Annotated in this window: 24 protein-coding genes; 6 read left to right on the top strand and 18 right to left on the bottom strand. The window is 39.7% G+C overall.

The features are described from left to right. Positions 1-181: 181 nt before the first annotated feature. Positions 182-1,369 carry an acetyl-CoA C-acetyltransferase gene (locus ACFX4G_RS01750; RefSeq protein ID WP_043976310.1) on the bottom strand — a complete coding sequence of 396 codons (1,188 nt, stop codon included), beginning with the start codon at positions 1,367-1,369 and terminating at the stop codon, positions 182-184. Between the two features lie 177 nt (positions 1,370-1,546). Between ACFX4G_RS01750 and ACFX4G_RS01755 the strand changes: the two genes are divergently transcribed. Beyond that, positions 1,547-2,443 carry a hydroxymethylglutaryl-CoA lyase gene (locus ACFX4G_RS01755; RefSeq protein ID WP_043976308.1) on the top strand — a complete coding sequence of 299 codons (897 nt, stop codon included), beginning with the start codon at positions 1,547-1,549 and terminating at the stop codon, positions 2,441-2,443. 68 nt (positions 2,444-2,511) lie between these two features. Continuing rightward, complete coding sequence (locus ACFX4G_RS01760; protein ID WP_043976305.1) at positions 2,512-3,423, top strand: alpha/beta hydrolase; 912 nt, start codon at positions 2,512-2,514, stop codon at positions 3,421-3,423. Here ACFX4G_RS01760 and ACFX4G_RS01765 read toward each other — a convergent pair. After that, on the bottom strand, positions 3,420-3,758 hold the full coding sequence (locus ACFX4G_RS01765; RefSeq protein ID WP_377572700.1) for an iron-sulfur cluster biosynthesis family protein: 339 nt from the start codon (positions 3,756-3,758) through the stop codon (positions 3,420-3,422). The genes ACFX4G_RS01760 and ACFX4G_RS01765 overlap by 4 nt on opposite strands. 130 nt (positions 3,759-3,888) lie before the next feature. On the opposite strand from ACFX4G_RS01765, the gene ACFX4G_RS01770 reads away from it, so the two are divergent. Then, positions 3,889-4,104 carry a CDGSH iron-sulfur domain-containing protein gene (locus ACFX4G_RS01770; protein ID WP_013059094.1) on the top strand — a complete coding sequence of 72 codons (216 nt, stop codon included), beginning with the start codon at positions 3,889-3,891 and terminating at the stop codon, positions 4,102-4,104. Between the two features lie 73 nt (positions 4,105-4,177). Here the strand turns inward: ACFX4G_RS01770 and ACFX4G_RS01775 are convergent, their stop codons facing one another. Next, on the bottom strand, positions 4,178-4,972 hold the full coding sequence (locus ACFX4G_RS01775; RefSeq protein ID WP_377572702.1) for an SDR family NAD(P)-dependent oxidoreductase: 795 nt from the start codon (positions 4,970-4,972) through the stop codon (positions 4,178-4,180). A 23-nt stretch (positions 4,973-4,995) separates the two neighbouring features. Next, positions 4,996-5,952, bottom strand: coding sequence for an MBL fold metallo-hydrolase (locus ACFX4G_RS01780; protein WP_377572704.1), 957 nt, complete (start codon positions 5,950-5,952; stop codon positions 4,996-4,998). A gap of 268 nt (positions 5,953-6,220) precedes the next feature. Here ACFX4G_RS01780 and proI point away from each other — a divergent pair, with 268 nt between their 5' ends. Together proI and namA are read left to right on the top strand one after the other, a co-directional pair. Further along, a complete protein-coding gene (gene proI, locus ACFX4G_RS01785; RefSeq protein ID WP_013059097.1) occupies positions 6,221-7,069 on the top strand; it encodes a pyrroline-5-carboxylate reductase ProI in 849 nt (282 codons plus the stop codon). Positions 7,070-7,206: 137 nt separating this feature from the next. Continuing rightward, the gene (namA, locus tag ACFX4G_RS01790) at positions 7,207-8,223 is read left to right on the top strand and encodes an NADPH dehydrogenase NamA (protein WP_043976298.1); all 1,017 of its coding nucleotides are present in this window, start codon (positions 7,207-7,209) and stop codon (positions 8,221-8,223) included. A 30-nt stretch (positions 8,224-8,253) separates the two neighbouring features. On the opposite strand, the gene rnz is transcribed toward namA, so the two are convergent. The 12 genes from rnz to mce all read right to left on the bottom strand — a co-directional run bounded on the left by rnz (position 8,254) and on the right by mce (position 22,422). Then, positions 8,254-9,183: a ribonuclease Z gene (rnz, locus tag ACFX4G_RS01795; protein ID WP_162214938.1), complete on the bottom strand. Its 930-nt coding sequence runs from the start codon at positions 9,181-9,183 to the stop codon at positions 8,254-8,256. 68 nt (positions 9,184-9,251) lie between these two features. Further along, positions 9,252-10,610: an aspartate aminotransferase family protein gene (locus tag ACFX4G_RS01800; protein ID WP_043976294.1), complete on the bottom strand. Its 1,359-nt coding sequence runs from the start codon at positions 10,608-10,610 to the stop codon at positions 9,252-9,254. Between the two features lie 93 nt (positions 10,611-10,703). Next, positions 10,704-12,173: a CoA-acylating methylmalonate-semialdehyde dehydrogenase gene (locus ACFX4G_RS01805; RefSeq protein WP_043976292.1), complete on the bottom strand. Its 1,470-nt coding sequence runs from the start codon at positions 12,171-12,173 to the stop codon at positions 10,704-10,706. Between the two features lie 207 nt (positions 12,174-12,380). Next, positions 12,381-14,012 carry a PucR family transcriptional regulator gene (locus ACFX4G_RS01810; RefSeq protein ID WP_097824571.1) on the bottom strand — a complete coding sequence of 544 codons (1,632 nt, stop codon included), beginning with the start codon at positions 14,010-14,012 and terminating at the stop codon, positions 12,381-12,383. Positions 14,013-14,151: 139 nt separating this feature from the next. Further along, complete coding sequence (locus ACFX4G_RS01815) at positions 14,152-14,343, bottom strand: hypothetical protein (protein WP_013084957.1); 192 nt, start codon at positions 14,341-14,343, stop codon at positions 14,152-14,154. Positions 14,344-14,736: 393 nt separating this feature from the next. Further along, a complete protein-coding gene (locus tag ACFX4G_RS01820) occupies positions 14,737-14,949 on the bottom strand; it encodes a hypothetical protein (protein ID WP_013084958.1) in 213 nt (70 codons plus the stop codon). A gap of 33 nt (positions 14,950-14,982) precedes the next feature. Next, positions 14,983-16,401 carry a dihydropyrimidinase gene (gene hydA, locus ACFX4G_RS01825; RefSeq protein ID WP_377572707.1) on the bottom strand — a complete coding sequence of 473 codons (1,419 nt, stop codon included), beginning with the start codon at positions 16,399-16,401 and terminating at the stop codon, positions 14,983-14,985. 19 nt (positions 16,402-16,420) lie between these two features. Then, on the bottom strand, positions 16,421-17,701 hold the full coding sequence (preA, locus tag ACFX4G_RS01830; RefSeq protein WP_377572709.1) for an NAD-dependent dihydropyrimidine dehydrogenase subunit PreA: 1,281 nt from the start codon (positions 17,699-17,701) through the stop codon (positions 16,421-16,423). Between the two features lie 21 nt (positions 17,702-17,722). Further along, on the bottom strand, positions 17,723-19,084 hold the full coding sequence (locus tag ACFX4G_RS01835; RefSeq protein ID WP_377572711.1) for an NAD(P)-dependent oxidoreductase: 1,362 nt from the start codon (positions 19,082-19,084) through the stop codon (positions 17,723-17,725). 225 nt (positions 19,085-19,309) lie between these two features. Next, a complete protein-coding gene (locus ACFX4G_RS01840; RefSeq protein WP_013084962.1) occupies positions 19,310-20,428 on the bottom strand; it encodes a tripeptidase T in 1,119 nt (372 codons plus the stop codon). A gap of 25 nt (positions 20,429-20,453) precedes the next feature. Next, complete coding sequence (locus tag ACFX4G_RS01845; RefSeq protein ID WP_013059109.1) at positions 20,454-22,004, bottom strand: acyl-CoA carboxylase subunit beta; 1,551 nt, start codon at positions 22,002-22,004, stop codon at positions 20,454-20,456. Beyond that, positions 21,997-22,422, bottom strand: coding sequence for a methylmalonyl-CoA epimerase (gene mce / locus ACFX4G_RS01850; protein ID WP_029320258.1), 426 nt, complete (start codon positions 22,420-22,422; stop codon positions 21,997-21,999). The genes ACFX4G_RS01845 and mce overlap by 8 nt, the downstream gene beginning before the upstream one ends. Before the next feature lie 150 nt (positions 22,423-22,572). Here mce and prli42 point away from each other — a divergent pair, with 150 nt between their 5' ends. Further along, positions 22,573-22,668, top strand: a complete 96-nt coding sequence (gene prli42, locus ACFX4G_RS01855; protein ID WP_149917156.1) for a stressosome-associated protein Prli42 — start codon at positions 22,573-22,575, stop codon at positions 22,666-22,668. Positions 22,669-22,740: 72 nt separating this feature from the next. Here the strand turns inward: prli42 and ACFX4G_RS01860 are convergent, their stop codons facing one another. Together ACFX4G_RS01860 and ACFX4G_RS01865 are read right to left on the bottom strand one after the other, a co-directional pair. Further along, the gene (locus ACFX4G_RS01860) at positions 22,741-23,265 is read right to left on the bottom strand and encodes a L,D-transpeptidase (RefSeq protein WP_013059111.1); all 525 of its coding nucleotides are present in this window, start codon (positions 23,263-23,265) and stop codon (positions 22,741-22,743) included. 98 nt (positions 23,266-23,363) lie between these two features. Continuing rightward, positions 23,364-24,314 carry an aromatic acid exporter family protein gene (locus tag ACFX4G_RS01865; protein ID WP_013059112.1) on the bottom strand — a complete coding sequence of 317 codons (951 nt, stop codon included), beginning with the start codon at positions 24,312-24,314 and terminating at the stop codon, positions 23,364-23,366. Positions 24,315-24,329 lie beyond the last annotated feature (15 nt).

Raw genomic sequence — 24,329 nt, forward strand, 5'->3', positions numbered from 1 at the left:
TTTTTATTTCTTTTTAAATATATATATAACTGAAAATTATAATTTAATCATTTTTTTGTCAAAAAAGTTATATTACTAGACAAATTAAAGGAAAAACAAAAACGCCACGAGTTCCAAAGCTGTATGTTTGGAATCTGTGGCGTTGTGATATAGCTTTAATGTTTGTTAAAACTATATCAAATTAAGGACGTTCAACGATTGTTGCAACGCCTTGGCCTCCGCCAATACATAACGTTGCTAACCCAAGTTTTGCGTCGCGTTTTTGCATTTCATGAATAAGTGAAACTAGGACACGTGCACCACTTGCACCAATAGGATGTCCAAGCGCAATTGCTCCACCGTTTACATTTAAAATATCATGATTAAATTGAAGTTCACGATCCACAGCGATTGACTGTGCAGCGAATGCTTCGTTTGCTTCTACTAATTGAACATCTTCTAATGAAACAGCAGCTTTTTCCAGCGCCTTTTTCACTGCGCTTACAGGACCGATTCCCATAATGCTTGGGTCTACTCCCGCAGTTGCATTACCTTTAATTGACACTAATGGTGTTAGGCCTAACTCGTCTGCTTTTTTACGGCTCATTACCACTACTGCCGCTGCACCGTCATTGATACCAGATGCATTACCAGCTGTTACAGAACCGTCTTTTTTGAAGGCTGGACGTAGTTTCCCTAAGCTTTCAGCCGTTGTGCCTGCACGTGGGAACTCATCTTGTTCAAAAATAGTTACTTGACCTTTTCTTCCAGGCACTTCTACTGGCACGATTTCATCTTTGAAACGACCAGATTGAATAGCTGCTTCTGCTTTTTGCTGACTTGAAGCTGCAAACGCATCTTGTTCGTCACGAGTAATTTCATATTTATCACACAGATTTTCAGCTGTAACGCCCATATGGTAGTCGTTAAATGCACACCATAATCCATCTTGAATCATGCTGTCAACTACTTTTTGGTCGCCCATTTTAAACCCGTTGCGTGCATTTTTTAATAAGTATGGTGCTTGGCTCATGTTTTCCATTCCACCAGCAACAATCACATCAGCATCCCCAGCAAGAATCGCTTGTGTAGCGAGATGTACTGCTTTTAGTCCTGATCCGCATACTTTATTGATGGTTAATGCTGAAACAGTTTCAGGTAAACCTGCTGCTAAAGTTGCTTGTCGTGCTGGATTTTGTCCTAAACCTGCTTGTAGGACATTTCCCATAATAACTTCATCTACTTCGTTTGCTGATACCCCTACTTTGTTTAAAGCTTCTTTAATTACAGTACCACCTAAAGTTGTTGCGGATACATTTTGTAAGCTTCCCCCAAAGCTGCCGATTGCTGTACGTACAGCGCTTACAATGACTACTTCTGTTTGACCCATGTCGAAAACCTCTCCTTACTGTTTGATTACTGTGATTAACTGTCACCTGTATTAATTTCGACATCGCTTGCGAAATTCCTCTTTTTTTGTAAAAATTTATAATTTTTATTGAATTTTAATTTTTTAGAATTAAAATAAATATTAGTAAGCGTTTACAATGTAGGAGGAGAGCGGTTTATGGGATTTCCTGAAAAAGTAACAATTATAGAAGTTGGTCCACGAGATGGCCTTCAAAATGAAAAAAATTTTGTTCCAACTGAAAAAAAAATTAATTTTATCAAAAAATTAAAAGAAGCTGGACTATCCGAAATCGAAATTACATCCTTTGTTTCTCCAAAATGGGTTCCTCAAATGAAAGATGCTTCTACTGTTGCAGATACATTTCAGCCTGATACATGCCGAAACATTGTGCTTGTGCCGAACCAAAAAGGCTTGGAAAAAGCACTGCAAGCTAATTGCCGCTCCGTTGCGCTGTTTATTGGCGTAAGCAATACCTTTAATCAAAAAAATATTAACAAAAACACCAAAGAAGCTGTACAAACGCTGCTTCCTCTCATTCAGCAGCTCAAGCAGCAAGAATGTTTTATTCGAACTTGCATTTCCACCGCCTTTTATTGCCCGTATGAAGGAAAAATACACGAACGCGACGTGCTGGCCCTTTGCGAAAGCTTTGTGGAAGCTGGAGTGAATGAGCTAAGCGTTGCTGATACAATTGGTATGGCAAACCCTAAAGATGTATTTTCACTTTTCTCGAAATTAAAACAAAACTTTCCCCACACGCTACTTGCTGCGCACTTTCACGATACGAGAGGATTAGCCATTGCAAATATCTATGCAGCTCTGCAAGCCGGTATTAACAGGTTCGATTCATCCGCTGGGGGGTTAGGTGGTTGTCCATTCGCTAAGGGAGCAACGGGAAACGTAGCTACGGAAGATCTCGTCTTTATGCTTCATGAAATGGGTATTTCCACTTCTATTAATGAAGAAAAGCTGCTCGAAGCGGTCGCCTTTATCGCTCCTCACATTTCAAGACCGATTGAAAGCAAGCAATACTCTTTATTTGCACAGCGTTAAAAATTAGGTTTTTATGAGAGCGATGCTATAATAAATAATAGCTATATTAACAAAAGGAGCCGCTAATCATGAAAAAATGGCTATTATTAATAGGAAGTGTTTTTGGAGCATTTGCCGCTCTTGGCATCTTTTTTACAAATCAAATGATGTACATCCGTAAAAAGACCGACAAAGTTATTATTGACCGCGATACGGAAGATGGCTTTTATGATGAGAAAGTCTATAGCACTCTTCCTAAAGAAGCATTTGTGCTTCCTTCTTCTTTAGGCTATAACATAGCTGGGACCGTTATTAAACAACACGAACACAACCGATTTATGATTCTTTCGCACGGAGTTACAGTTCATTCACTGAACTCTATGAAATATGCTCGGCTTTTTCTAAAGCTTGGATGGAACGTCGTTCTTTATGATCATCGCCGACACGGCAAGTCTGAAGGGAAAACAACGAGCTACGGCTATTATGAAAAACTGGACCTTCAATCCGTTGTTCATTGGGTAAAAGAACAATTCGGTTCAACTATTTCCCTTGGGATTCACGGGGAGTCTATGGGAGCTGCGACCACTCTTTTGTATGCTGGAATGGAAGACGGAGCTGATTTTTATATTGTCGACTGCCCTTTTTCTGACTTGGAAGAACTTCTTGCCTATCGCTTAAAACAAGATTTCCACCTGCCCAAACAGCTTGTCATGCCAGCAGCTAATATTATTTTAAAATGGCGAGAAGGTTACTCATTTAAAGACGTATCACCTATTTCAGTCGTAGATCAAATCAAACATCCTGTTCTGTTTATCCATAGTAAAGAAGATGACTATATTCTTCCTAAAATGACGGAGCAGCTGCATGCCAAAAAAATGGGAGCAAAACGGATGTATTTAGCACCTGTAGGCACTCATGCCCGCTCGTATGCTGATAATCCAGAGGAATATGAACAAGTTATTGAATCATTTTTAGAAAAAATACAAAAAGAAGCGCTTTAAAGCGCTTCTTTTATTTTATCGATAAATGACATGCGCGGATTTAAAATTTGAGAAGGACATTTTAGCATAAACGCATAGGCACTTTCATTGTAGTCAATCGTCATATTATCATCTAAAAATACTTGCTTTGTTTTTTCGACAAGAACAGGAACAAAATTCGTCTCAATGGTTACATCATCGCTCTCTTTTTCATCAACAATCCATAGCGTCGTTACACCGCTCACAACACAGCCGCATCCATCCGTATCGTATTTTAATTTTAAATATAGTGAAGAATCTTTCCCGTACTTTTCTTGTACTTTTGCTATCGCTTTATCAGTAAAGGTAATATTCATTTTCCTTTAACTCCTTTTAAACTAATTGTATAAACAAACGAAAATTGCTTATATAATGAGTATAATACACATCTCGCTTTCATTAAACTCTGGCGCTTCATATAGATGTGTACAAAAAGGAGGTTTTTTTATGTCAAAAGTACAAATTAAAGTAATGGATAACGGCTCTTTCCGTGTCACTGGAGACGTTGAATTAATTGATGCAGACGGCAACAAATTTGAAACAAAGCCGACATTTTCACTATGCCGATGTGGCCAGTCGCAAAAGATGCCCTTTTGCGACGGAAATCATAAAGGAAAATTTGACTCTTGTGTGCGCGCTGCAAAAATTTTAGACGAGCAGTAGATTCATAGAAATACAGCCTTACTGAACGAAACCATTAACGAAAAACATTGATAACCTGTGGTTAAAGCACAGGTTATTTTCTATTAAACGCATCCCCTGCCAATTTTTCTACGAGCCCCGGGGCAAGCTGATACATCTTCGAGCCTATATTCATCCACTTAGGCAAGTTGACTTCTCGTTTTGGTTTCCCAATAATATTGACCGTTTTTTCAGCTACGTATTGAGGGGTTAACATAAACTTTTCTACACTTTTTTCATAGTTTCCTGATTGGTCTGCTATTGAAAAGAAGTTGGTTTGAATAGGACCTGGATTCACTGCCGTTACATAGATATCTGTTTTCTCTAATTCCATTCGCAGGCTGTTGGTAAACCCTAGCACGGCATGTTTAGAAGCTGAATAGCCACTGGATTTAGGCGTCGCAAGTTTGCCTGCTTGAGAAGCAATGTTAATAATATGTCCTTTGTTTTCTTTTAGCATATAAGCTAAAATTTCTTGTGTACATGCAATTAATCCAATAACATTGACTTGAAACATTGAGGCAATTGTCTTAATCGATGCTTCTTTCACTTCTTCAAATACACCAAAGCCTGCATTATTAATCAGGACATCAACACGCTTAATTTCACTCATCATTTTCTGAACGACTCTTTTGACTTCCTCTACGTTCGCTACGTCAGCTTTGTATATGTAAGAGGTAATCCCATATTTTTGACTAATTTGCTCGGCTACTCGGTGCAGCTTTTCTTCTGTACGTGCAAGTAAAACGGGGACGCCCCCTCTTTTGGCCACTTCATAAGCTAAATGCTCTCCAAGACCTCCCGAAGCGCCTGTAATCACGACATGTTGGTTCTTTAACGAGGATTTCAAATATAACACACCTTTTTTATAAGTTAAGAGCACACAGAATAAATAAGCGTACTTTCTTTTTCATGTGTACTGATTTTATTTGCATCTTCTAAAAAATCGAGCTGACCAATTGTTTCAGAAAGAGTTAGCCCTAGTTCTTTTTCATAAATAGTAGGAAATAGCTGTTTGCAAATATCAAATGCTGTTTGAGGACGTTCTTTTATCATGCTAAGCACTTTATCCGCTCGGTCGCTCTGCTTTTGTAACCGCTCTTGTACAAGTTCGCGAACATGTAACACTTCATCTCCATGACCTGTATAGATACAGTTTATCTCTAAATCAAGCAGACGTCTTAATGAATAATTATATTGAAGAAGCGTTTTAGGTCGCTCGCCGCTTGGTTTCATAGGAGGTTCAATGAGCGGATTAGATGAAATATGCTTTAACAGTAAATCTCCTCCAATCATAACCGCTGTTCTTTCATTGTATAATGCAATATGGCTTTGAGCATGACCTGGTACTTCAAGTACTTTCCAACTCTCTAGGCCCGGAATGTAATCTCCTTCCTGCACAGAAGTTGTAAGAGAACGATGACATGAATACTTCATTGATGCTTTTAAACGTTTTAAATAAGGGCGAAACCTTTCATCTACGCCGGCTTTCATAAAGTGGTCTTCAAAAAACGCATCGTACCACTCAAAAAAATCTGGATTTTGGGAGATCCAAGGCTGATTTTTCGCATGACCGACTATGGCGATATCTTTATCAAAAAAATCAAGCATTCCTACGTGATCAGGATGGTGATGAGTTAGGACAACTTGCTTAATATCATCTGGTTTTAATCCTATTTCATTAAGCTTTTCTTTAAATACAGACCACGCCGCCTCCGTTTTAATACCAGCATCAATTAGCGTAACGGTCTGACCTTTTATAACAAAAACATTCACATCTCCTACCGCAAAAGGAGTAGGCAGCACAATTTTATATAATTGCTCATTCATCTGTATTTTTGCTCCTTTACCATCGCATTTTCTTTTAAGTTTACACGATTTTTCCTATTATTTATACAATTGCATTCGTTTTCTGAAAATTACATTGACATCCTTCTCTTTTTCATTGCATAATGACAGAAATATAGTGAAGTTTTATTCATATCTTTAGATAACTATGCATTTTATAAAGAAGAGATACACAAACACAAACCTTTAACAGATACTGAAATCTCAGTATCTGTTTTCATTGGATAGCAAATGACTGGAGGAACTTTTAATGAAAACGGATTTAAACATCGCCTTTATTGGAGCTGGATCAATGGCTGAAGCTATGATCTCAGGGCTGCTGTCAGATAAAAAGCTTCGCCCCAATCAAATCACCGTAACAAATCATAGCAACGATAAAAGACTTCACGAACTTCGAAACGCATATGAAATTAACATTACGCGTAATCATGCCTTGTTAATCGAAAAAAGCGATATCGTCGTGCTTGCTATTAAACCAAAAGACGTAGCGGAAAGCATCGATACGATTAAGTCTTATATTCGTCCGCACCACCTCGTTCTCTCTGTTTTAGCAGGTGTATCGACTGCCACAATTGTAAACTTGTTTGACCAAGAAGTAGCGGTTGTAAGAGCTATGCCAAATACATCGGCCTCTATTGGATTATCGGCTACAGCCATTGCACCCGGCAAGTTTGCTACAGCAGAGCATATGAACGTTACTACTGCTTTATTTGAAACGATTGGTACGGTTACAACTGTAGAGGAAGAGCAGCTTCACGCTGTAACAGGACTATCTGGAAGCGGCCCAGCGTATGTCTACTATCTAGTAGAAGCAATGGAAAAAGCAGCTGAAAAACAAGGCTTGGATACGTCAGTGTCAAATGAACTAATTCTTCAAACTCTTATCGGTGCTGCAGAAATGCTGAAACAGTCACCTAAAACGCCAGCCGTACTTCGAAAAGAAGTGATGAGTCCGGGCGGCACAACGGAAGCAGGAATCGAACAGCTTATTTCTCATAACTTCCAAGAAGCCATGATGCAGTGTATTGAACAAGCTACAATTCGCTCCAAATATTTAGGAGATACGATTGACGAAAAAATCTCAAGTAAACGTTCGTAAAGGTTCACCTCTTTCTAAAAAAAGAAAGAGGTTTTTTTATGATTAAAAATGGATAAGCAGATTATGTGAAAGAAAATTCAATGCGGTGATATAATAACTTTTGTTTAGAGTATCGAAATAATTGGAGGTTAAACCGAATGACAACAAAACTATTTTCACCTTATACAGTGAAAGATGTAACATTAAAAAACCGAATTGTAATGTCACCAATGTGTATGTATTCATGCGAAAAGGAAGACGGCGTAATAACCGACTTTCATATGGTTCACTACACAACTCGTGCGGTTGGACAAGTAGGTCTCATTATGGTTGAAGCCTCAGCTGTCGTGCCACAGGGTCGTATTTCAGCTCAAGACTTGGGAATTTGGAATGATGAACAAAAAGATGGATTAACGAAACTTGTGACACAGCTAAAAGAAAACGGTGCAAAAACAGCTATTCAACTTGCACACGCAGGACGTAAAGCAACTGTTGAAGGCGATATTTATGCTCCTTCCGCTATTGCTTTTGATGATAAAAGTAAAAAACCTGTGGAAATGACCACAGAACAAATTCATGAAACGATTTCTGCCTTTAAAGAAAGCGCTCGACGCTCAAAAGAAGCTGGATTTGATATTATCGAACTTCACGCTGCACACGGTTATTTAGTACATCAATTTCTATCGCCGCTAAGCAATAAACGCAGCGACGAATATGGCGGCAGCGCAGAAAATCGCTATCGTTTCTTAAAGGAAATTATTGAAGCTGTGAAAACAGAGTGGGACGGCCCTTTATTTGTCCGTGTTTCTGCTTCTGACTATACAGAAGGCGGATTAACAGTCGATGATCACGTTGCATTTGCAAAATGGATGAAAGAACAAGGCGTCAACTTAATCGATGTTAGTTCCGGTGCTCTTGTACACGCTCCAATCAACGTATACCCTGGCTATCAAGTGCCGTTTGCAGATAAAATTAAGCAGCAGGCAAATATTGATACAGGCGCAGTTGGATTAATTACAACAGGACGACAAGCAGAAGAGATTCTGCAAAGCGAACGCGCTGATTTAATTTTTGTTGCGCGCGAACTTCTGCGCGATCCGTACTTCCCGCGCACGGCGGCAAAAGAACTAAATGAAACAATTTCAGCACCCGTTCAGTACGAACGCGGATGGTAAAAAAAAAGACGAGGATATCCTCGTCTTTTTTTATGAAATCGTAAACCGTTTCAAATCTTCTGCTATGTCGGTATTTGGAAAAATTTCTTTTGCTCCTTCTGCTAGCCGGCTGACTGCGTCTCCTTGGTAACGCGAACTAATATGAGATAAAATAAGACGCTCGGCCGATGCTGTTTTAGCGATTTCAGCGGCTTCTTTTGCAGTAGAATGAAAATAGTTGTAAGCAAGCTCCTCGTCTCCCGCTGAAAAAGTAGCTTCATGGACTAAAACATTTGCATGCATAGCAAGCTGAACACTTTGCATGCACTTTCTTGTATCTCCTAAAACCGTGATGACCTTCCCTTTTTTAGGCTCTCCTACAAATTCTTGACCATTGATTATACGCCCATCTTTTAATACTACTTCTTTCCCTTCCTTTAACTGCTGATAATGAGGCCCCGGGGGAATATTCATCTCTTTTAAACGCTGAACGTCCAGTGATCCTGGCAAATCTTTTTCGACAACTCGATATCCATAAGATAAAATGCCATGTTCAAGTTTGCCAAACTCCACTGAAAAAGTTTCATCTTCAAAAATCGTTCCACTTTCACTTTCCTCTTCTATTTCAACAATCTCTAGAGGATATTGCAGATGAGTTTGACTTACAGCCAGCGTGACTTCAATAAATTCTTTAATTCCTTTTGGCCCGTATACAGTAAGCAGCGATTCTCCGCCTTGAAACGAACGGCTTCCAAGGAGTCCAGGCAATCCGTAAATATGATCACCGTGAAGGTGCGTAATAAAAATTTTCTCAATTCGCCTCGGTTTAACGGTTGTATGTAAAATTTGATGCTGAGTTGCTTCTCCACAATCAAAAAGCCACACCGCCCCTCTTTCTTGCAAAAGTTCGAGCGCAAGAGATGAAACATTCCGCTGTTTCGCCGGTACTCCTGCACCCGTTCCTAAAAATAACAATTCCATTTTCTACTTCCTCCTTCACACGCACAAAAAGCCTGTAAGTATATTATACAGGCTTTTTGCAAACTTACCTATTTGATGCTGTCAAGTGCATACGTAATAGTAGCTAATAACAGCTCAATATCACTTTCCTCAATGTTGAGAGGCGGCGAGAGGGTGAGAACATTATTATAGCCGGCCACCGTTGCTCCATTTTTTCCAATAATGACTCCTTTGCTTTTGCATTTAGCAATCACTTCATTTACAAGATTAACGTCTAACGGTGCCTTCGTTTGTTTATCAGCTACAAGTTCAATTCCAATTAAAAGCCCTTTACCTCTTACGTCTCCAACGTATGGGTGGCTATCGATAAGCGGCTTTAGCTCACTTAATACGTAAGCTCCAAGCTGTTTAGAACGGTCAAAAAGATTTTCTCTCTCCATAATTTCTAAATTCTTTAATGCCAGTGCACACGCAGCTGGACTTCCTCCAAATGTATTAACATGGCGAAAATACTCGTACTGATCGCTATCTTTGAACGCTTCATAAATTTCTTTTTTAACAGCAGTTGCAGAGAGCGGAAGATATGCGCTTGTAATTCCTTTTGCCATGGTAATGATATCTGGTTTTACATCGTAATTCATAAAACCAAAGGCTTCTCCTGTACGTCCAAAGCCGCAAATAACTTCATCTGCAATTAAAAGTGCACCGTGTTTTTCACACGTTTCTTTTACGCCTTTCATATAATTTTGAGGCGGTAAAAGAATTCCTCCTCCTGTAATAATTGGCTCCATAATAACAGCGGCAATCGTTTCACTTAGCTCCCACGTCATAACATTGTCAATATCTTTTACAGATTGAAGCTGTTCTTTCGGTGCATCGTAGTCATCTTGCCCTCGGTACGAATCAGGCGGGGCAACGTGAATAAAGCCAGGGGCAAGCGGTTCATATTTATATTTACGCTGAGCTTGGCCCGTTGCTGCTAGTGCGCCCATTGAATTCCCATGATACCCTCGGTAACGCGAAATAAATTTGTAGCGAGAATGCTCTCCTTTTTGCTGATGGTACTGACGCACAATTTTAAAAGCCGTTTCATTTGCTTCAGATCCGCTGTTTGAAAAGAAGATAACATAGTCATCACCTAGCATTTCATTTAGCTTCTCTGCCAGTTTGATAGCAGGTACGTGAGATTGAGTGAGGGGAAAATAAGCCAGTTCTTTTAGCTGCTCATAGGCTGCGAGCGCTAACTCATCCCGTCCATACCCGGTATTTACACACCAAAGCCCTGCCATTGCATCTAAATAGCGATTTCCTTGCTCATCTGTAATCCAAGCACCTTTTGCTTTTGTAGCTACCATCGTTGCATCCGGACTGTATGGTTTCATTCCATGCCATACATACTGCTCATCTTTTGCACGCAGATCTTTTTCATTTTGACTGACCTGTACCATCTTATCCACTCCCAAATCGCTAGCGCGGTATTTTTTTCTGTATGAAAAGACTTCGACAAAATGCCGAAGCCACTTGCTATATTCATCTATATGTTAAAAGTCAAAGCGTGATGTAACCATCTTTTTACGTGTAAAGAAGTTCAAACCGTCTTTGCCGTTGACATGCAAATCTCCGTAAAAAGAGTCTTTCCAACCGGAGAATGGGAAGAAGGCCATTGTAGCAGGTACTCCTACGTTAATACCGAGCATACCAGCATCTGCTTCTTCTCTAAATTGACGCACCGCTTTTGCATCTTTGGTATAAATCGTTGCTCCATTTCCAAAACGGGATTTTTCCATATAGCGAAGTGCTTCATCTAATGTGTCAGCACGAAGCAAGCTTAGTACAGGTGCAAAAATCTCTTCTTTAGCAATGGTCATATCAGGAGTTACGCGGTCAAAAATTGTTGCTCCTAAGAAATTGCCTTCCGTATGTTCATCCATTTCTTTACGTCCGTCACGAATGAGTTCCGCTCCTTCTTTCATGCCAAGTTCAATATAATCCAGCACCTTATCACGGTGCTCTTTTCGAATCACAGGCGTTAGAAGCACTTCATCATCAAAGCCGCTTCCCATAATTAATTCATCTGCTTTTTGCTTTAATTTTGCGACGAATTCATCGCCTTTTTCACCAACCACGACCACTGCGCTGCACGCCATGCATCGCTGGCCGGCACTTCCATAAGCGGAGCTGATAATATGTGATACCGCTTTATCCATATCGCAGTCTGGCATCACAACATGATGATTTTTAGCTCCAGATAAAGCCTGAACTCGTTTCCCTTGAGATGCAGCTTGTTCATAAACATATTTTGCTACCGGCTGCGATCCGACGAATGAAATCGCTTTAACTTTTTCATGCTCTATTAATCCGTTCACAACGTCGTGTGCCCCGTGCACAATATTTAATAATCCATCCGGTGCTCCTGCTTCTGTAAAAAGTTCAGCAAGTCGCGTTGCTAAAAGCGGCGTTCGCTCAGACGGTTTTAATACAAACGCATTTCCACATACAATGGCAAGAGGGAACATCCAAAGCGGTACCATCATCGGAAAGTTAAAAGGTGTGATGCCGCCAACGACACCCAGTGGAAAACGGAACATCTCAGAATCAATTTCTTCCGCTATGTTATTTAATGATTCCCCCATTAATAAAGTAGGAGCACCCGCGGCAAACTCCACGCATTCAATACCGCGCTGTACTTCACCGTAAGCTTCTTTAAAAGCCTTGCCGTTTTCTTGTACCACTAATTTAGCTAACTCTTCATGATGCTTAACTAGTAAATGCTGAAACGCAAACATTAATCTTGCTCGTTTTGGAGCAGGAACGTTACGCCATGTTTCAAATGTTTTTTGAGCTGTTTCCACCGCATTGGCTACGTCTTCTTTTGTAGAAAGCGGTACTTTTGCAATGACTTCGCCCGTCGATGGATTAATTACCTCTCCAAATTTTCCCCCTGCCGTATCAACCCATTTTCCGCCCACGTAATTTTTTAAAACTTGCGTATCATTATTCACAACTGACATATCGCTTGGCCTCCTCAAAAAATAAGAAATGACAAATCTACCTTTATTATTGAATAAATAAATGGTGGTTGCATTAGACAAAATGTGAAACAACTCTAGATTCTCGTTTCACATTTTGCGCAGTGAACTAGGAGAAAGCATGAACTAAAATGAACATATAGTAAAATCATCCTCAACATAAAAAAACAGCTGTTTCCAGCTGCTTACTTATCCGTTTATAAATTCCGCGCGCGACTTTTTCATCATAAACAAATATTCATATGCCATAATCATAAACTCAATTGCCAGTCGTTTTTCCGGCTCCATAAAGTCTTCACCCAGCAGCTTTTCTAGTTTTTCGATACGGTGATACAGCGTTTGCCGGACAATGTATAAACGCTTAGCCGTCTCTTGTTTAGATCCGTTGCATGCTAAATAAATTTTTAATGTTTCCATGAGTTTTGCATTATACGTTTCATCATATGTAATAACGGGCTGCAGATATTCAAACACCACTTCCTGTAGGTCTTCATGCTGATGTAAAAGCGAAATAATCCGGTACATATGCAAATCATCATAAAAATGAATAATGGTTTGTTTTTGCAGCATTTCTTGAATCGAAATCGTTTCTTTAGCCGTTTCATAGCTTTTATGCATGCAGTCAAGCTGTTCACAGTATTGGCCAATTCCGATAAAGCTAATGGCGTTCCTCTTTGAATTTTCATCCGATTCATATTGATTCATCCAGCGATGAAGGCTGTTTTCTAGTCTCTCTCTCCACGTGCTAACCATTCGTTTGTTCAAAAGAATAAATAATACTTCGCGATTTCGCTCGGAGACTAATAAGTGAAAGCCTTCTTGTTCAAAAATGCTTCGCAAGATCAGCTTAAAATATGTTCGATCAAACTTCTCCCGCTTTTGCCACTTACAGCAAACAACGACACCTCCGCGGATAGGCGAATCTGAACACACTTCGTGCATAGAGTCTTTTATTTGTTCAAGAGTTAACTCTCCGTTCATCCATTTCGTCATCCATTCGGTTTCATCTACTCTTTTTTTCTCTTCAACATACAGGTCCTTCAAAAAATGCTGAGCAAGTGCAGTCGCCGTTCGGTCAACGGTGAGAACTTCAAGTTCTGTTAACGCTTCATTTATAGAAGCAACATATAGCTGAGCATAATCTTGTCCTAATAAATGAATAGGCTGCTCAGTAAAATGCGGACTTTCATTTTCCCTGCTTATATAATGAAGTAGAAGCTGCTGTTTGAGCAAGTCCATCTCAGGAGCAAAGGTAAACAATTCATTTGAAACTTTAAGGCCGACAAGAAGCCCCGTAGATTCATATAAACACTGTAAGATGAGGGCCGGATCATTAACTGTTAACAGCAGCTGATTTAGCCTATGAGAATACTGTTCTAAATCGGAAATCATTTGATAGTGCTGATTAATTAAAAGCGAGTGAACATCTTGCGTAATTTCAACGAACGGAACTTCCTCGTGAAATAAAATAATCGGAAAATCACATTCGTTCGCTTTATCAATTACAATTTGCGGAATCTTAGAAGTATAAGTGCCAAGTTCAATACACAGTCCTGATGCCTTGCAAGAAATTAATTGCTGAAGAAATGATAAACAAGATTGAGAATCTTCTCCCCAGCCTACCCCTGTTGATAAAATGAGCTCGTTTCCTTTTAGCAGCTCATTAATGCGCGTCACTTCCATCACGTGCACCCACTTAACAGAATTAGTAAGCCCTTTCTCTCCAGCTATTACTTCACAGTTTACAAAATGTTTCCTTGTTAAAATCTCTGTTACTGTTAAATATGATTTCAAGTCAACACCGCCCCTAGCGAATTTCACATCATGTCTCCTGGATCATTAACGCGTATTTCGCATATGTGTAGAACAAAAGCTATATCTTCTTACATTATATTAAATATTTAGAAGAAATAAAATATTTAATGAAAGAAACGAAAAAAGCTGTAACGATAATGGATCGTTACAGCTTCTGAGCTGTTTGCTGTAATTTATTAAAAAAACCTTGGCGTTTAACCGCTTGTTCTTTAATTCGATGAATTTCTTTTTTATAAAAACGCAAATCTTGTAGTGACACTGCATTTAACATTTCCATTTTTAATTTATCAATAATTTTTGTTTCTTCCTGTGTCATACACTGCATAGCTTGATCCATCCGTGTCACACCCTTTTCGTATTTAATAGATTTAGTTTGAAAACGTTCTACTATAATATTTACTACAATTTACTAGATAACTAAACCTTTTCTCTTTCGATGTAAACGAAATGTAACAACTGTAATACAGTCAATGGATAATATCTAGTTATTTTGTTTCACATCCAAAACGAAAAAAACACAAAAACGGATCACTTTTGTCAACCAATATAGTAAAAAACTTACAGGGATTAGTAAACAAATAAAGAGATTGAAACATAATTAAAATTCCAATCAACAGCTAGAAGCACCTACGCACATGAAACCTGCGTTCACCCTAGCAATAAAAAAATCCGAACGATTCATCGTTCGGATCTTCCTTCAGCTAAAATAATTTTGTCCCGGCCTCCATTTTTATACTTGTTGAATCAGTACGGATGAAAAATATTTTCTAGCATCCGCCGTCAATATATGAAGGGTTTCTTGTTCGGTTTGGTTATTTTCGGTGCGTTCAAACGTCACAAATGCCCCGCTTAGATTCTCCGTTACGGCTGTTATTTTAAATCCTTTTTGCAGCAAAAAATCAATCTTTTCTCGCTCTGCCATATATTCATGATAACTTGACATTTCCCTGCCCCCGATCTATTTCTTCATCTGTTTTTATAACATTAATTTTTCAGCTTCGTTAGCCGTGTTTAACTCATTAAACTTTGCTCGTTTTGTAAATTGTCCGTAGCCTTTTTGACCGACAAACTGCTTATCTTTTACGACAAATTCCCCGCGGCAAAGTACTGAAACCGGCTCACCCGTGACTTTCATTCCCTCAAATGCGCTATAATCGACTGCCATATGATGTGTGTTTGCTGAAATCGTACGTTCGACAGAAGGGTCAAATATAAGCAGATCCGCGTCTGCGCCAACCGCTATTGTTCCTTTTTTCGGGTACAGTCCGAACAGCTTAGCAATTTTTGTTGATGTTATATCTACAAACTGATTGATATTAATTCGTTTCTTCACTACTCCTTCTGAAAATAAAATACTCATGCGATCCTCGATAATAGGGCCTCCGTTTGGAATTTTCGTAAAATCTCCTTTTCCGAGATCTTTTTGACCGTTAAAATCAAACGAACACTGATCTGATCCAATCGTTTGCAAGTCGCCATTACGCAGAGCATTCCACAAAACATCTTGGTTCCATTTTTCACGTAAAGGCGGCGACCATACGTACTTTGCTCCTTCAAAATTCGGTTTTTCTAAATAGGTTTGGTCAAGCGTCAAATATTGCGGACACGTTTCGCCCCAGATATTTACGCCTTTTTCCCTTGCTTCAGCAATCTTTTTAACCGCTTCAGCGCACGAAACGTGAACAACATAGAGCTGTGAGTCAGCCAGCTCCGTTAGCACCGCAGCTCTTCCCGTAGCTTCTCCTTCTATTTCTGGAGGACGAGTCAGTGCATGATAGATAGGATCGGTTTGTCCTTGTTCTAGTGCTTGTGCCGTTAAATACTCAATAACATCTCCATTTTCAGCATGTACCATCACAAGCGCCCCTAGTTTTTTAGCTTGCACTAGCGTTTGATAAAGGGTAGCATCGTCTGCTTGAAAAACATTTTTATAGGCCATGAACACTTTAAAAGAAGTAATTCCCTCTTTTTCAATAATCGTAGGAAGCTCATTTAATACATCTTCCGTGATTTCTCCAATCATTAGATGAAAGCTATAATCGATAGCCGCTTTTCCTGTCGATTTTTCATGCCATGTGCCGATCGCTTTTTGCAGCGGTTCGCCTTTATTGGTTAAGCAAAAATCAATAACAGTTGTCGTGCCTCCAAAAGCTGCTGCTCTTGTACCTGTTTCAAAGTCATCTTTTGTAACGGTGCCTCCAAACGGCATATCTAAATGAGTATGAGGATCGATGCCTCCTGGAAATATATAGTTGCCTTTTGCATCAATCACTTCACAGCCCTGCTCTTCAAATGCCGAGCCAATTGCCGAAATAACTCCATTTTCAATTAAAATATCGGCTTTATACGTATCTGTTGCTGTGACTACCACACCATTTTTAACGATTTTCTTCATTTCTTCATCCCCTTTGTCTTTATACGTCTAATCGCTGTGCAGCCGTCGCTTGTAAAGCAGCTTGGCGTTCATTCCACGTCATTGGAGGCTGTTCATTCGGTAATTCAACCATGGATATAGCCCCGTCCACCGGACATACAATCGAACATAAATTACAGCCTACACAATCTTCTTCTCTTACTTTTAAATAAGATTTCCCTGAAGGGTCTTTCAGCATATCAATACATTGGTGAGAAGTATCTTCACAAGAAATATGACATTTATTGCAGTTAATACACGTCTCCGGATCGATGCGAGCCACTACTTTATAATTGAGATCTAAGTTGCCCCAGTCGGAATATTTTGAAACGGCTTTCCCTACAATATCACTTACTTTTTCGATTCCTCTTTCATCCAAATAATAATTGAGACCTTGAATCATATCCTCTACAATGCGGAACCCGTGATGCATAGCAGCTGTACATACTTGCACACCTGTAGCACCCATGAGCATAAATTCGACGGCTTCTTGCCAGTTCGAAACGCCTCCCATACCTGATATTGGAACGTTAATAAACGGACTTCTCGCACATTCAGCAACCATGTTTAATGCAATCGGCTTAACAGCCGGGCCGCAATAACCTCCGTGAGCGCCTTTTCCTGCTACGTGTGGAATCGTATTCCATGAATGAATGTCTACTCCTGCTAAACTATTAATAGTGTTAATCATGCTCACAGCGTCAGCACCGCCTCGAACCGCTGCTTCTGCTGTAACGGTGATATCTGTGATATTTGGGGTTAATTTAACAATGACCGGCGTTTGGGCAACTTCTTTAGCCCAATGCGTTTGTTTTTCAACCAAATCAGGGACTTGCCCAGAGGCAGCACCCATCCCTCGTTCTGCCATCCCATGCGGACACCCAAAGTTCAGCTCTAATCCATCCACTCCTACGTCTTCTACTTTTTTGACAATTTCATGCCATTTTTCTTGCTGAGGCTCTACCATAAGAGAGGCAATAATTGCGTGGTTAGGAAACTTCTTTTTCGTTTCATAGATTTCCTTCAAATTAACTTCAAGGGGACGATCGGTGATTAACTCAATATTATTAAAGCCGGCTACGCGCTGACCATTGAAGCCAACGGCAGCAAATCGAGAGGAAACATTTAAAATCGGATCACCAAGCGTTTTCCAAACTGCGCCTCCCCATCCTGCTTCAAATGCACGCTGCACTTGATAACCTGAATTGGTTGGCGGTGCGGATGCCAGCCAAAACGGATTTGGTGATTGAATACCTGCTAAATTTGTTGTTAAATCTGCCATAGATTTCTCCTCCTCCTGATTTTAAGCTGTTTCCATTGTTTCTTTTGTTAACTGCATATGAATATTTAACGCCGTTTGTTTTCCTTGCTGAGCAGCGGTCACAACCATTGCTTCTCCTTGCCCTTTACCAAAAATAACGTCTCCGCAAGCAAATACTTTTGGATTTGATGTTTGAAACGTCTCTTGATTAATTAAGACAACTCCGTCTTCATGATGCAGCTGAAATTGTTGAATCAAAGACAGATACCGTTCTTGACCAATTGCTTTAACAACAGCATCGACTGGAATGGTAAACGTTGAACCTTCAACAGGAACAGGCTTTCTTCGGCCGTCTGCATCTGGATCTGTTAACGTCATTTTTACACATTCAATCCCGCTCACCTTACCATTTTCATCTCCAATAATTCGTATAGGAGCCGTTAACCAGCGGAATTCAACACCATCTTGTTTCGCAAATTCAAATTCAAAATCATAAGCCGTCATTTCTTCTCGTGTACGACGGTATAAAATTTGAACATTTTCAGCCCCCAAGCGCACGGAACACGTAGCACCATCAATCGCAGTATTTCCCGCACCAATGACGGCAACACGCTTACCCACAAATTCTGTTGATAACGCTTCTGACTTCGTTTTTTTCACAAAATCAATCGCATCATACACACCGTCTAGCTCTTCACCTTCAACATATAGAGAAGGCACCTTGCTCATACCAATAGCTAATACAACCGCGTCATACGACTGCAGCAATTCGCTTGGAAGAATATCTTCTCCAATTCTTACGTTTGTTTTAATTTTTACATCTAAATTTTTCACTTGTTCAACTTCCCAGAATGAAATCGCTTGAGGAAGACGAAACGACACGATTCCATATGTATTTAACCCTCCTGCTTGTTTTTCCGCTTCAAAAATGGTTACGTCATACCCAAATCGGGCCAGTTCTCTTGCTGCAGAGAGACCAGCCGGACCTCCCCCAACAATTGCTACCTTTTTGCCATTTGCTCTTCCTTTCTCAAACAGCACCTGTTCATTTTGAATAGCCCAATCCGTTGCGTAGCGCTGCAAATCTCCAATCATAATTGGTTTGGTTGAGTGGTTAAGCACACACGCTCCTTCACATAGTTCATCGGTTGGACAAACTCTCGAACAGCTTGCTCCTACGGGATTAGAAGACATAATCGTTTCGGCAGACCCCTTTAAATTGCCCGATGCAATTTTTTTAATAAACGTCGGGATGTCAATTCCTGTAGGGCATGCCTGAATACAGGGTGCATCATAACAGTACAAACATCGATTAGATTCTTCGACCGCTTCTCTATTTGACAACCCTTTTTCTACTTCATTAAAGTTTTGAATGATGGACTGCAAACTTTCCTGTGATCGCATTGCATCAACCTCCCAAGGATATCTGTTGATAAAACTAAAATTGAAAGCGCTTACATATTTTTTATATACGTTATTCTCAACTTCTACTTTGGTAAAATGTATTACTAACTTTATTGTACAAAACGACCGTCTTTTCTTCATTATACATTATGTTAAAAAATTCAGACTATTTACTATTCACTATGTAAAAAGCCTTGCTTTTATATAAAAGCAAGGCTGCAACTATTATTTTGCTACTTCTTTAATAATCGACACTACTAGTTCAGATGTCTTCACCAGTTCTTCTACCGGAATTTTTTCATTTGTTGTATGAATGTCTTCATAACCAACTGCTAAATTTACTGTTGGGATATCAAAGCCTGCGATTACATTTGCATCGCTTCCGCCTCCGCTTTGAAGCAGGCGTGAAGGACGATCGATATTAGCCACGGCTTTTTTAGCAACTTCGACAACATGATCTCCATCGCCAAATTTAAAGCCTGGATACATCACTTTAATATCAACTTCTGCACGTCCGCCCATTTCTTGTGCAGCTGTTTCAAACGCTTCTTTCATTTTCGCTACTTGTGCTTCCATTTTTTCTGGAATTAATGAACGAGCTTCTGCTAAAATATCAACGCGGTCACACACGATATTCGTTTGCGTTCCACCTTCAAAGCGTCCAATATTCGCTGTAGTCTCTTCATCAATACGTCCAAGCGGCATTTTAGAAATGGCTCTTGAAGCAATCGTAATAGCAGAAACGCCTCGTTCAGGAGCTACACCTGCATGAGCTGTTTTTCCATAAATTGTTGCATTTACTTTTGCTTGCGTCGGCGCAGCAACGATAATGTCTCCCACTTTGCCATCGCTATCTAAAGCATAGCCGAATTTTGCCGTTACGAGACTAGAATCAAGAGCTTTAGCGCCCACTAAGCCAGATTCTTCTCCTACTGTAATAATAAATTCAATTTTGCCGTGCGCGATGTTTTCTTCTTTTAATACGGTGATGGCTTCTAGCATTGCTGCTAAGCCTGCTTTATCATCCGCTCCAAGAATTGTCGTGCCGTCACTTTTAATATAGCCATCTTCAATAGATGGTTTAATACCGTTTCCAGGTACGACTGTATCCATATGAGAAGTAAAGTAGATTGTGTCTACGCCTTCTTTTGTAGCTGGCAGTGTGCAGATTAAGTTGTTGGCTCCGTGGCCCGTTTTTTCTTTGGCATCATCTTCTACTACTTCGACGCCTAATGCGGTAAATTTTTCTTTTAGTACAACAGCAATTTTTTCTTCATGCTTTGTTTCTGAGTCTACTTGTACTAATTCAATAAATAAATCAACGATTCGTTGTTCATTAATCATAATATGTAATCCCTCCAAAAATAACCTACAATGGTATGTTACCATGTTTCTTTGCTGGACGCTCTTCCTTTTTATTGTGCAACATTTCAAGCGCTTGTATTAATTTTATTCGCGTTTCCCTAGGATCAATAACATCATCCACCATTCCAGCGCTTGCCGCTACGTAAGGATTAGCAAATTTCTCGCGATACTGTTCAATTTTTTCGTGTCTTGTTTCATCTGGGTTTTCGCTACCTCGAATGTCGTTTGCAAAGATAATATTTGCAGCACCTTGAGGACCCATAACAGCGATTTCGGCATTCGGCCACGAATACACAAGGTCCGCTCCAATCGATTTACTATTTAAAGCTACGTATGCACCGCCGTACGCCTTCCGCAAAATCACCGTGATTTTCGGAACGGTAGCTTCAGAGTATGCATATAAAATTTTAGCACCATGACGTATAATTCCGCCATGTTCCTGCTTGATACCTGGGAAAAAACCTGTAACATCTTCAAATGTAATAAGTGGGATATTAAATGAATCGCAAAATCGAATAAACCTTGCTGCTTTATCTGAGGAGTTAATATCTAAACTGCCTGCCATTACTTTAGGCTGGTTACACACAAGTCCGACAACTTTTCCATCTATGCGGGCAAAACCAATGACAATATTTCTTGCAAAGTCTTTTTGCACTTCAAAAAATGAGTGCTCGTCCACTACTTGGTGAATGACTTGACGCACATCGTAAGGGCGCACGGCATCAAACGGGACAACGTCTAATAAATCCGGACGATAATGATCACACTCTGCCTTTGAGGCTAAAGGAGGCTGCTCTTGGCTAGACTGAGGAAGATAGCTTAAGAGCATTCGTACTTGTTCTAGCACCTCTTGTTCTGTTGCACCTCTAAAATGGGCATTACCGCTAATTTCGTTATGAACAGCTGCTCCTCCAAGATTTTCTGAGGAAATGCTTTCTCCCGTTACCGTTTCAATTACTTTTGGTCCTGTAATGAACATTTGACTTGTTTCTTCTACCATAAAAACAAAGTCCGTAATCGCCGGTGAGTACACGGCTCCGCCTGCACAAGGCCCCATAATAACAGATATTTGAGGCATGACACCCGAATAAATGGCATTTCGATAAAAAATATGACCGTATCCATCAAGAGACATGACGCCCTCTTGAATACGAGCCCCGCCTGAATCATTTAACCCAATAAACGGCACGCCTGTTTTAGCAGCTAAGTCCATTACGTGCGCAATTTTTTTAGCATGCATTTCACCTAACGCGCCTCCGAATACCGTAAAATCTTGCGAAAACAAATAGACTGAGCGACCGTTTATCTTGCCGTAACCTGTTACTACCCCGTCTCCTGGTCCTACTTGATTATTCATACTGAAATCCGCACACCGATGTTCAATAAATGGATTTAATTCGACAAATGTATGTTCATCCAAAAGAATTTCAATTCGTTCACGTGCCGTTAGTTTCCCTTTATGGTGCTGTTTTTCAATTTTTTCGTCCCCACCGCCTAACTCGATCTTCCGGCGCTTATCGTACAATTCATTTAATTTATCATAAATGTCAACCATGTTTCTTCTCCTCCTCTAGTGTTTTTTCACAGAGCTCATAAAGAACACCGTTTGCTGACTTTGGATGCAAAAAAGCAATGGATGCTTCCCCTGCGCCTTTTCTCGGAACATCGTCAATCATTTGTACACCCTTTTCCTTTAACTCGTTAATCCGTTCTTCAATCGTGCGCACACCTAAAGCCACATGATGAAGACCTTCACCTCTCTTTTGGATGAACGCGCCGACTGCACTGTCTTCAAAGAGCGGCTCTAATAATTCAATTTTTACGTTGCCGCACTGAATAAAAGCAACTTTTACGCCTTGTTCTTCTACTTCTTCTACTTTTAATAGAGACAGTCCTAATACCTTTTCATAAAAAGGGAGGCTGCCTTCAATTGATTTTACAGCTATTCCTATGTGATCAATTCCTTTTATCACTTTCTCACCTCTTTTAAAAAAGCGTTTTCATTTACACATATTCTTGAAAACAAAAGAAATCTCCTGCTGGCGTATCTACAGAAAGTTGCTTGTCTAAGCAGCGGAAGACATGTAAAATAAGAAAAAAACGTGTAGGAGGACTTTGGTTGTATGTCTAATAAGAAAATCCAAAAAACCATTGTGTTTTTAATGCTTCTTGTCATGTTAATATCTACGCTTTTAGCGGGACTTGCCATGTGGTTTTAATCGAGACTGATGACTAAAAACATAGATGCACTGCTTCTTTGTGCAATGCAAACATATAAAAAAGACTGGTGACTAGTCACCAGTCTTTTGCTGTATATTCACAATGCCTTTTTGAGCGGCTAACTCTTCAAAAGATTGATCTGTAGATACAATCCAGACTTTTGTACCTAACGGGACTTGATCATATAAATGGCTTACTTCACGATTTTCTACGCGAATACAGCCATTCGATACATATTTACCGATGGAATCCGGCTGATTTGTACCGTGAATGCCATAAATACGTCCGTCAGTCTCTCTTGCATCAAACCCAATCCACCTTACACCTAGAGGATTTTGAGGAGCGCCTCCTTCAATATTATTTCTCCGATAATAAGGATTAACAGCTTTTACTGTTACCGTGAACTCCCCTTCGGGCGTCAGATTAACTGTTTTCCCCGTTGCTACTTTAATAATTTGTTTAATTTCTTTATTTTGAATATAAGCAAGCTCATTGCTCTGTTTATTAATAATAATATAAGGATCATTTGGCAACGGATTTTCTCCTAATGGCCAAACCGGAGATAGTAGTAAAAGGATAAAAGCAAACACATGCATGTAATCCACCACCTTACGTTAGTCCTAAGTAAAAGACAAGAGAGATATCTCTTGTCTTATTTAGTGTTCGTAAGCAAGCTAAACAACATGCATGCTGTTTAGCTTATTTTTAAGGTTTGTTTAATAACCAAATATTGTTCAATTTCTTTGACTACGTGCAGTAAATCGGCACGCGCTTCAAACTCTTCCCGCGTTTTGGGAAGCGGCATCTCTGCAAATGCTTCTCGTAAATGCTGAAGTTTGGCTAAAAATAATTTTGCTGTATTACCGGGGTGGATGGATAGACTTAATTCTTCAATGAAATCGGCAATCATGTAGCGCTGTTCTACCACCAAATCAATAGCGGTAATGAGAGGAAGCGTACGCTCAATAATTTCAAGCTGTTTTTCACGAATTTTAAAATAGCGGTAATAATAATTTTCCCCACGCACAAAATGATTTTCTACATCACGAAACGCAAGGCTTTTTGCTTTTTCTAAAATTTTTACCGTATCTGCAATTTCCTTACCGTCCCAACTGCTGTCATTGGTTCTGAGATACAGGGCAATTTCTTTTAACATCGACCGGAAATTTTCTTCAATTTCTTGCTGATACGTGCGAAGCTCTTGATCTAAACTTGGCATGTATAAATTCACAAGCAGGGCAACACCTATCCCAATTACAATTAAGCCAAGTTCATTAAAGACGATTCCCCATGTCATATTTCCTTTGGAGTAAATATGAAGCAAAATAACGGAGCTTGTAACAATGCCTGCATTAACTTTGAATATAACCGTAACCGGGATAAACAAAAGCAGCATCAGTCCTATAACAAGTGGATGATAAGCAATCCCTTCAAAGAATATAAACGAAAACAGAATGGATAAAGAACAAGCAATAAAACGATCGCTTGCACTTCGCAACGATTTTTTCTTTGAATTTTGAATGCACAAAATGGTGATAATTCCAGCTGATACAAAAAACTCGAGGTGAAAGAACTGAGCTATAATAATAGCCAGTGATGTACCGACGGCTGTTTTAATTGTCCGGTACCCAATTTTAAATTTCATTTTCTAGACTCCTAC

Source organism: Priestia sp. YIM B13486 (genome assembly GCF_042787865.1).
GTDB classification, from domain to species: Bacteria; Bacillota; Bacilli; order Bacillales; family Bacillaceae_H; genus Priestia; species Priestia megaterium.

What these genes read in the sequence shown, in the direction of transcription:
- ACFX4G_RS01750 (WP_043976310.1), bottom strand. Translation starts at nt 1,369, where the DNA reads ATGGGTCAAACAGAAGTAGTCATTGTAAGCGCTGTACGTACAGCAATC.
- ACFX4G_RS01755 (WP_043976308.1), top strand. Translation starts at nt 1,547, where the DNA reads ATGGGATTTCCTGAAAAAGTAACAATTATAGAAGTTGGTCCACGAGAT.
- ACFX4G_RS01760 (WP_043976305.1), top strand. Translation starts at nt 2,512, where the DNA reads ATGAAAAAATGGCTATTATTAATAGGAAGTGTTTTTGGAGCATTTGCC.
- ACFX4G_RS01765 (WP_377572700.1), bottom strand. Translation starts at nt 3,758, where the DNA reads ATGAATATTACCTTTACTGATAAAGCGATAGCAAAAGTACAAGAAAAG.
- ACFX4G_RS01770 (WP_013059094.1), top strand. Translation starts at nt 3,889, where the DNA reads ATGTCAAAAGTACAAATTAAAGTAATGGATAACGGCTCTTTCCGTGTC.
- ACFX4G_RS01780 (WP_377572704.1), bottom strand. Translation starts at nt 5,952, where the DNA reads ATGAATGAGCAATTATATAAAATTGTGCTGCCTACTCCTTTTGCGGTA.
- proI (WP_013059097.1), top strand. Translation starts at nt 6,221, where the DNA reads ATGAAAACGGATTTAAACATCGCCTTTATTGGAGCTGGATCAATGGCT.
- namA (WP_043976298.1), top strand. Translation starts at nt 7,207, where the DNA reads ATGACAACAAAACTATTTTCACCTTATACAGTGAAAGATGTAACATTA.
- rnz (WP_162214938.1), bottom strand. Translation starts at nt 9,183, where the DNA reads ATGGAATTGTTATTTTTAGGAACGGGTGCAGGAGTACCGGCGAAACAG.
- ACFX4G_RS01800 (WP_043976294.1), bottom strand. Translation starts at nt 10,610, where the DNA reads ATGGTACAGGTCAGTCAAAATGAAAAAGATCTGCGTGCAAAAGATGAG.
- ACFX4G_RS01805 (WP_043976292.1), bottom strand. Translation starts at nt 12,173, where the DNA reads ATGTCAGTTGTGAATAATGATACGCAAGTTTTAAAAAATTACGTGGGC.
- ACFX4G_RS01815 (WP_013084957.1), bottom strand. Translation starts at nt 14,343, where the DNA reads ATGGATCAAGCTATGCAGTGTATGACACAGGAAGAAACAAAAATTATT.
- ACFX4G_RS01820 (WP_013084958.1), bottom strand. Translation starts at nt 14,949, where the DNA reads ATGTCAAGTTATCATGAATATATGGCAGAGCGAGAAAAGATTGATTTT.
- hydA (WP_377572707.1), bottom strand. Translation starts at nt 16,401, where the DNA reads ATGAAGAAAATCGTTAAAAATGGTGTGGTAGTCACAGCAACAGATACG.
- preA (WP_377572709.1), bottom strand. Translation starts at nt 17,701, where the DNA reads ATGGCAGATTTAACAACAAATTTAGCAGGTATTCAATCACCAAATCCG.
- ACFX4G_RS01835 (WP_377572711.1), bottom strand. Translation starts at nt 19,084, where the DNA reads ATGCGATCACAGGAAAGTTTGCAGTCCATCATTCAAAACTTTAATGAA.
- ACFX4G_RS01840 (WP_013084962.1), bottom strand. Translation starts at nt 20,428, where the DNA reads ATGATTAATGAACAACGAATCGTTGATTTATTTATTGAATTAGTACAA.
- ACFX4G_RS01845 (WP_013059109.1), bottom strand. Translation starts at nt 22,004, where the DNA reads ATGGTTGACATTTATGATAAATTAAATGAATTGTACGATAAGCGCCGG.
- prli42 (WP_149917156.1), top strand. Translation starts at nt 22,573, where the DNA reads ATGTCTAATAAGAAAATCCAAAAAACCATTGTGTTTTTAATGCTTCTT.
- ACFX4G_RS01860 (WP_013059111.1), bottom strand. Translation starts at nt 23,265, where the DNA reads ATGCATGTGTTTGCTTTTATCCTTTTACTACTATCTCCGGTTTGGCCA.
- ACFX4G_RS01865 (WP_013059112.1), bottom strand. Translation starts at nt 24,314, where the DNA reads ATGAAATTTAAAATTGGGTACCGGACAATTAAAACAGCCGTCGGTACA.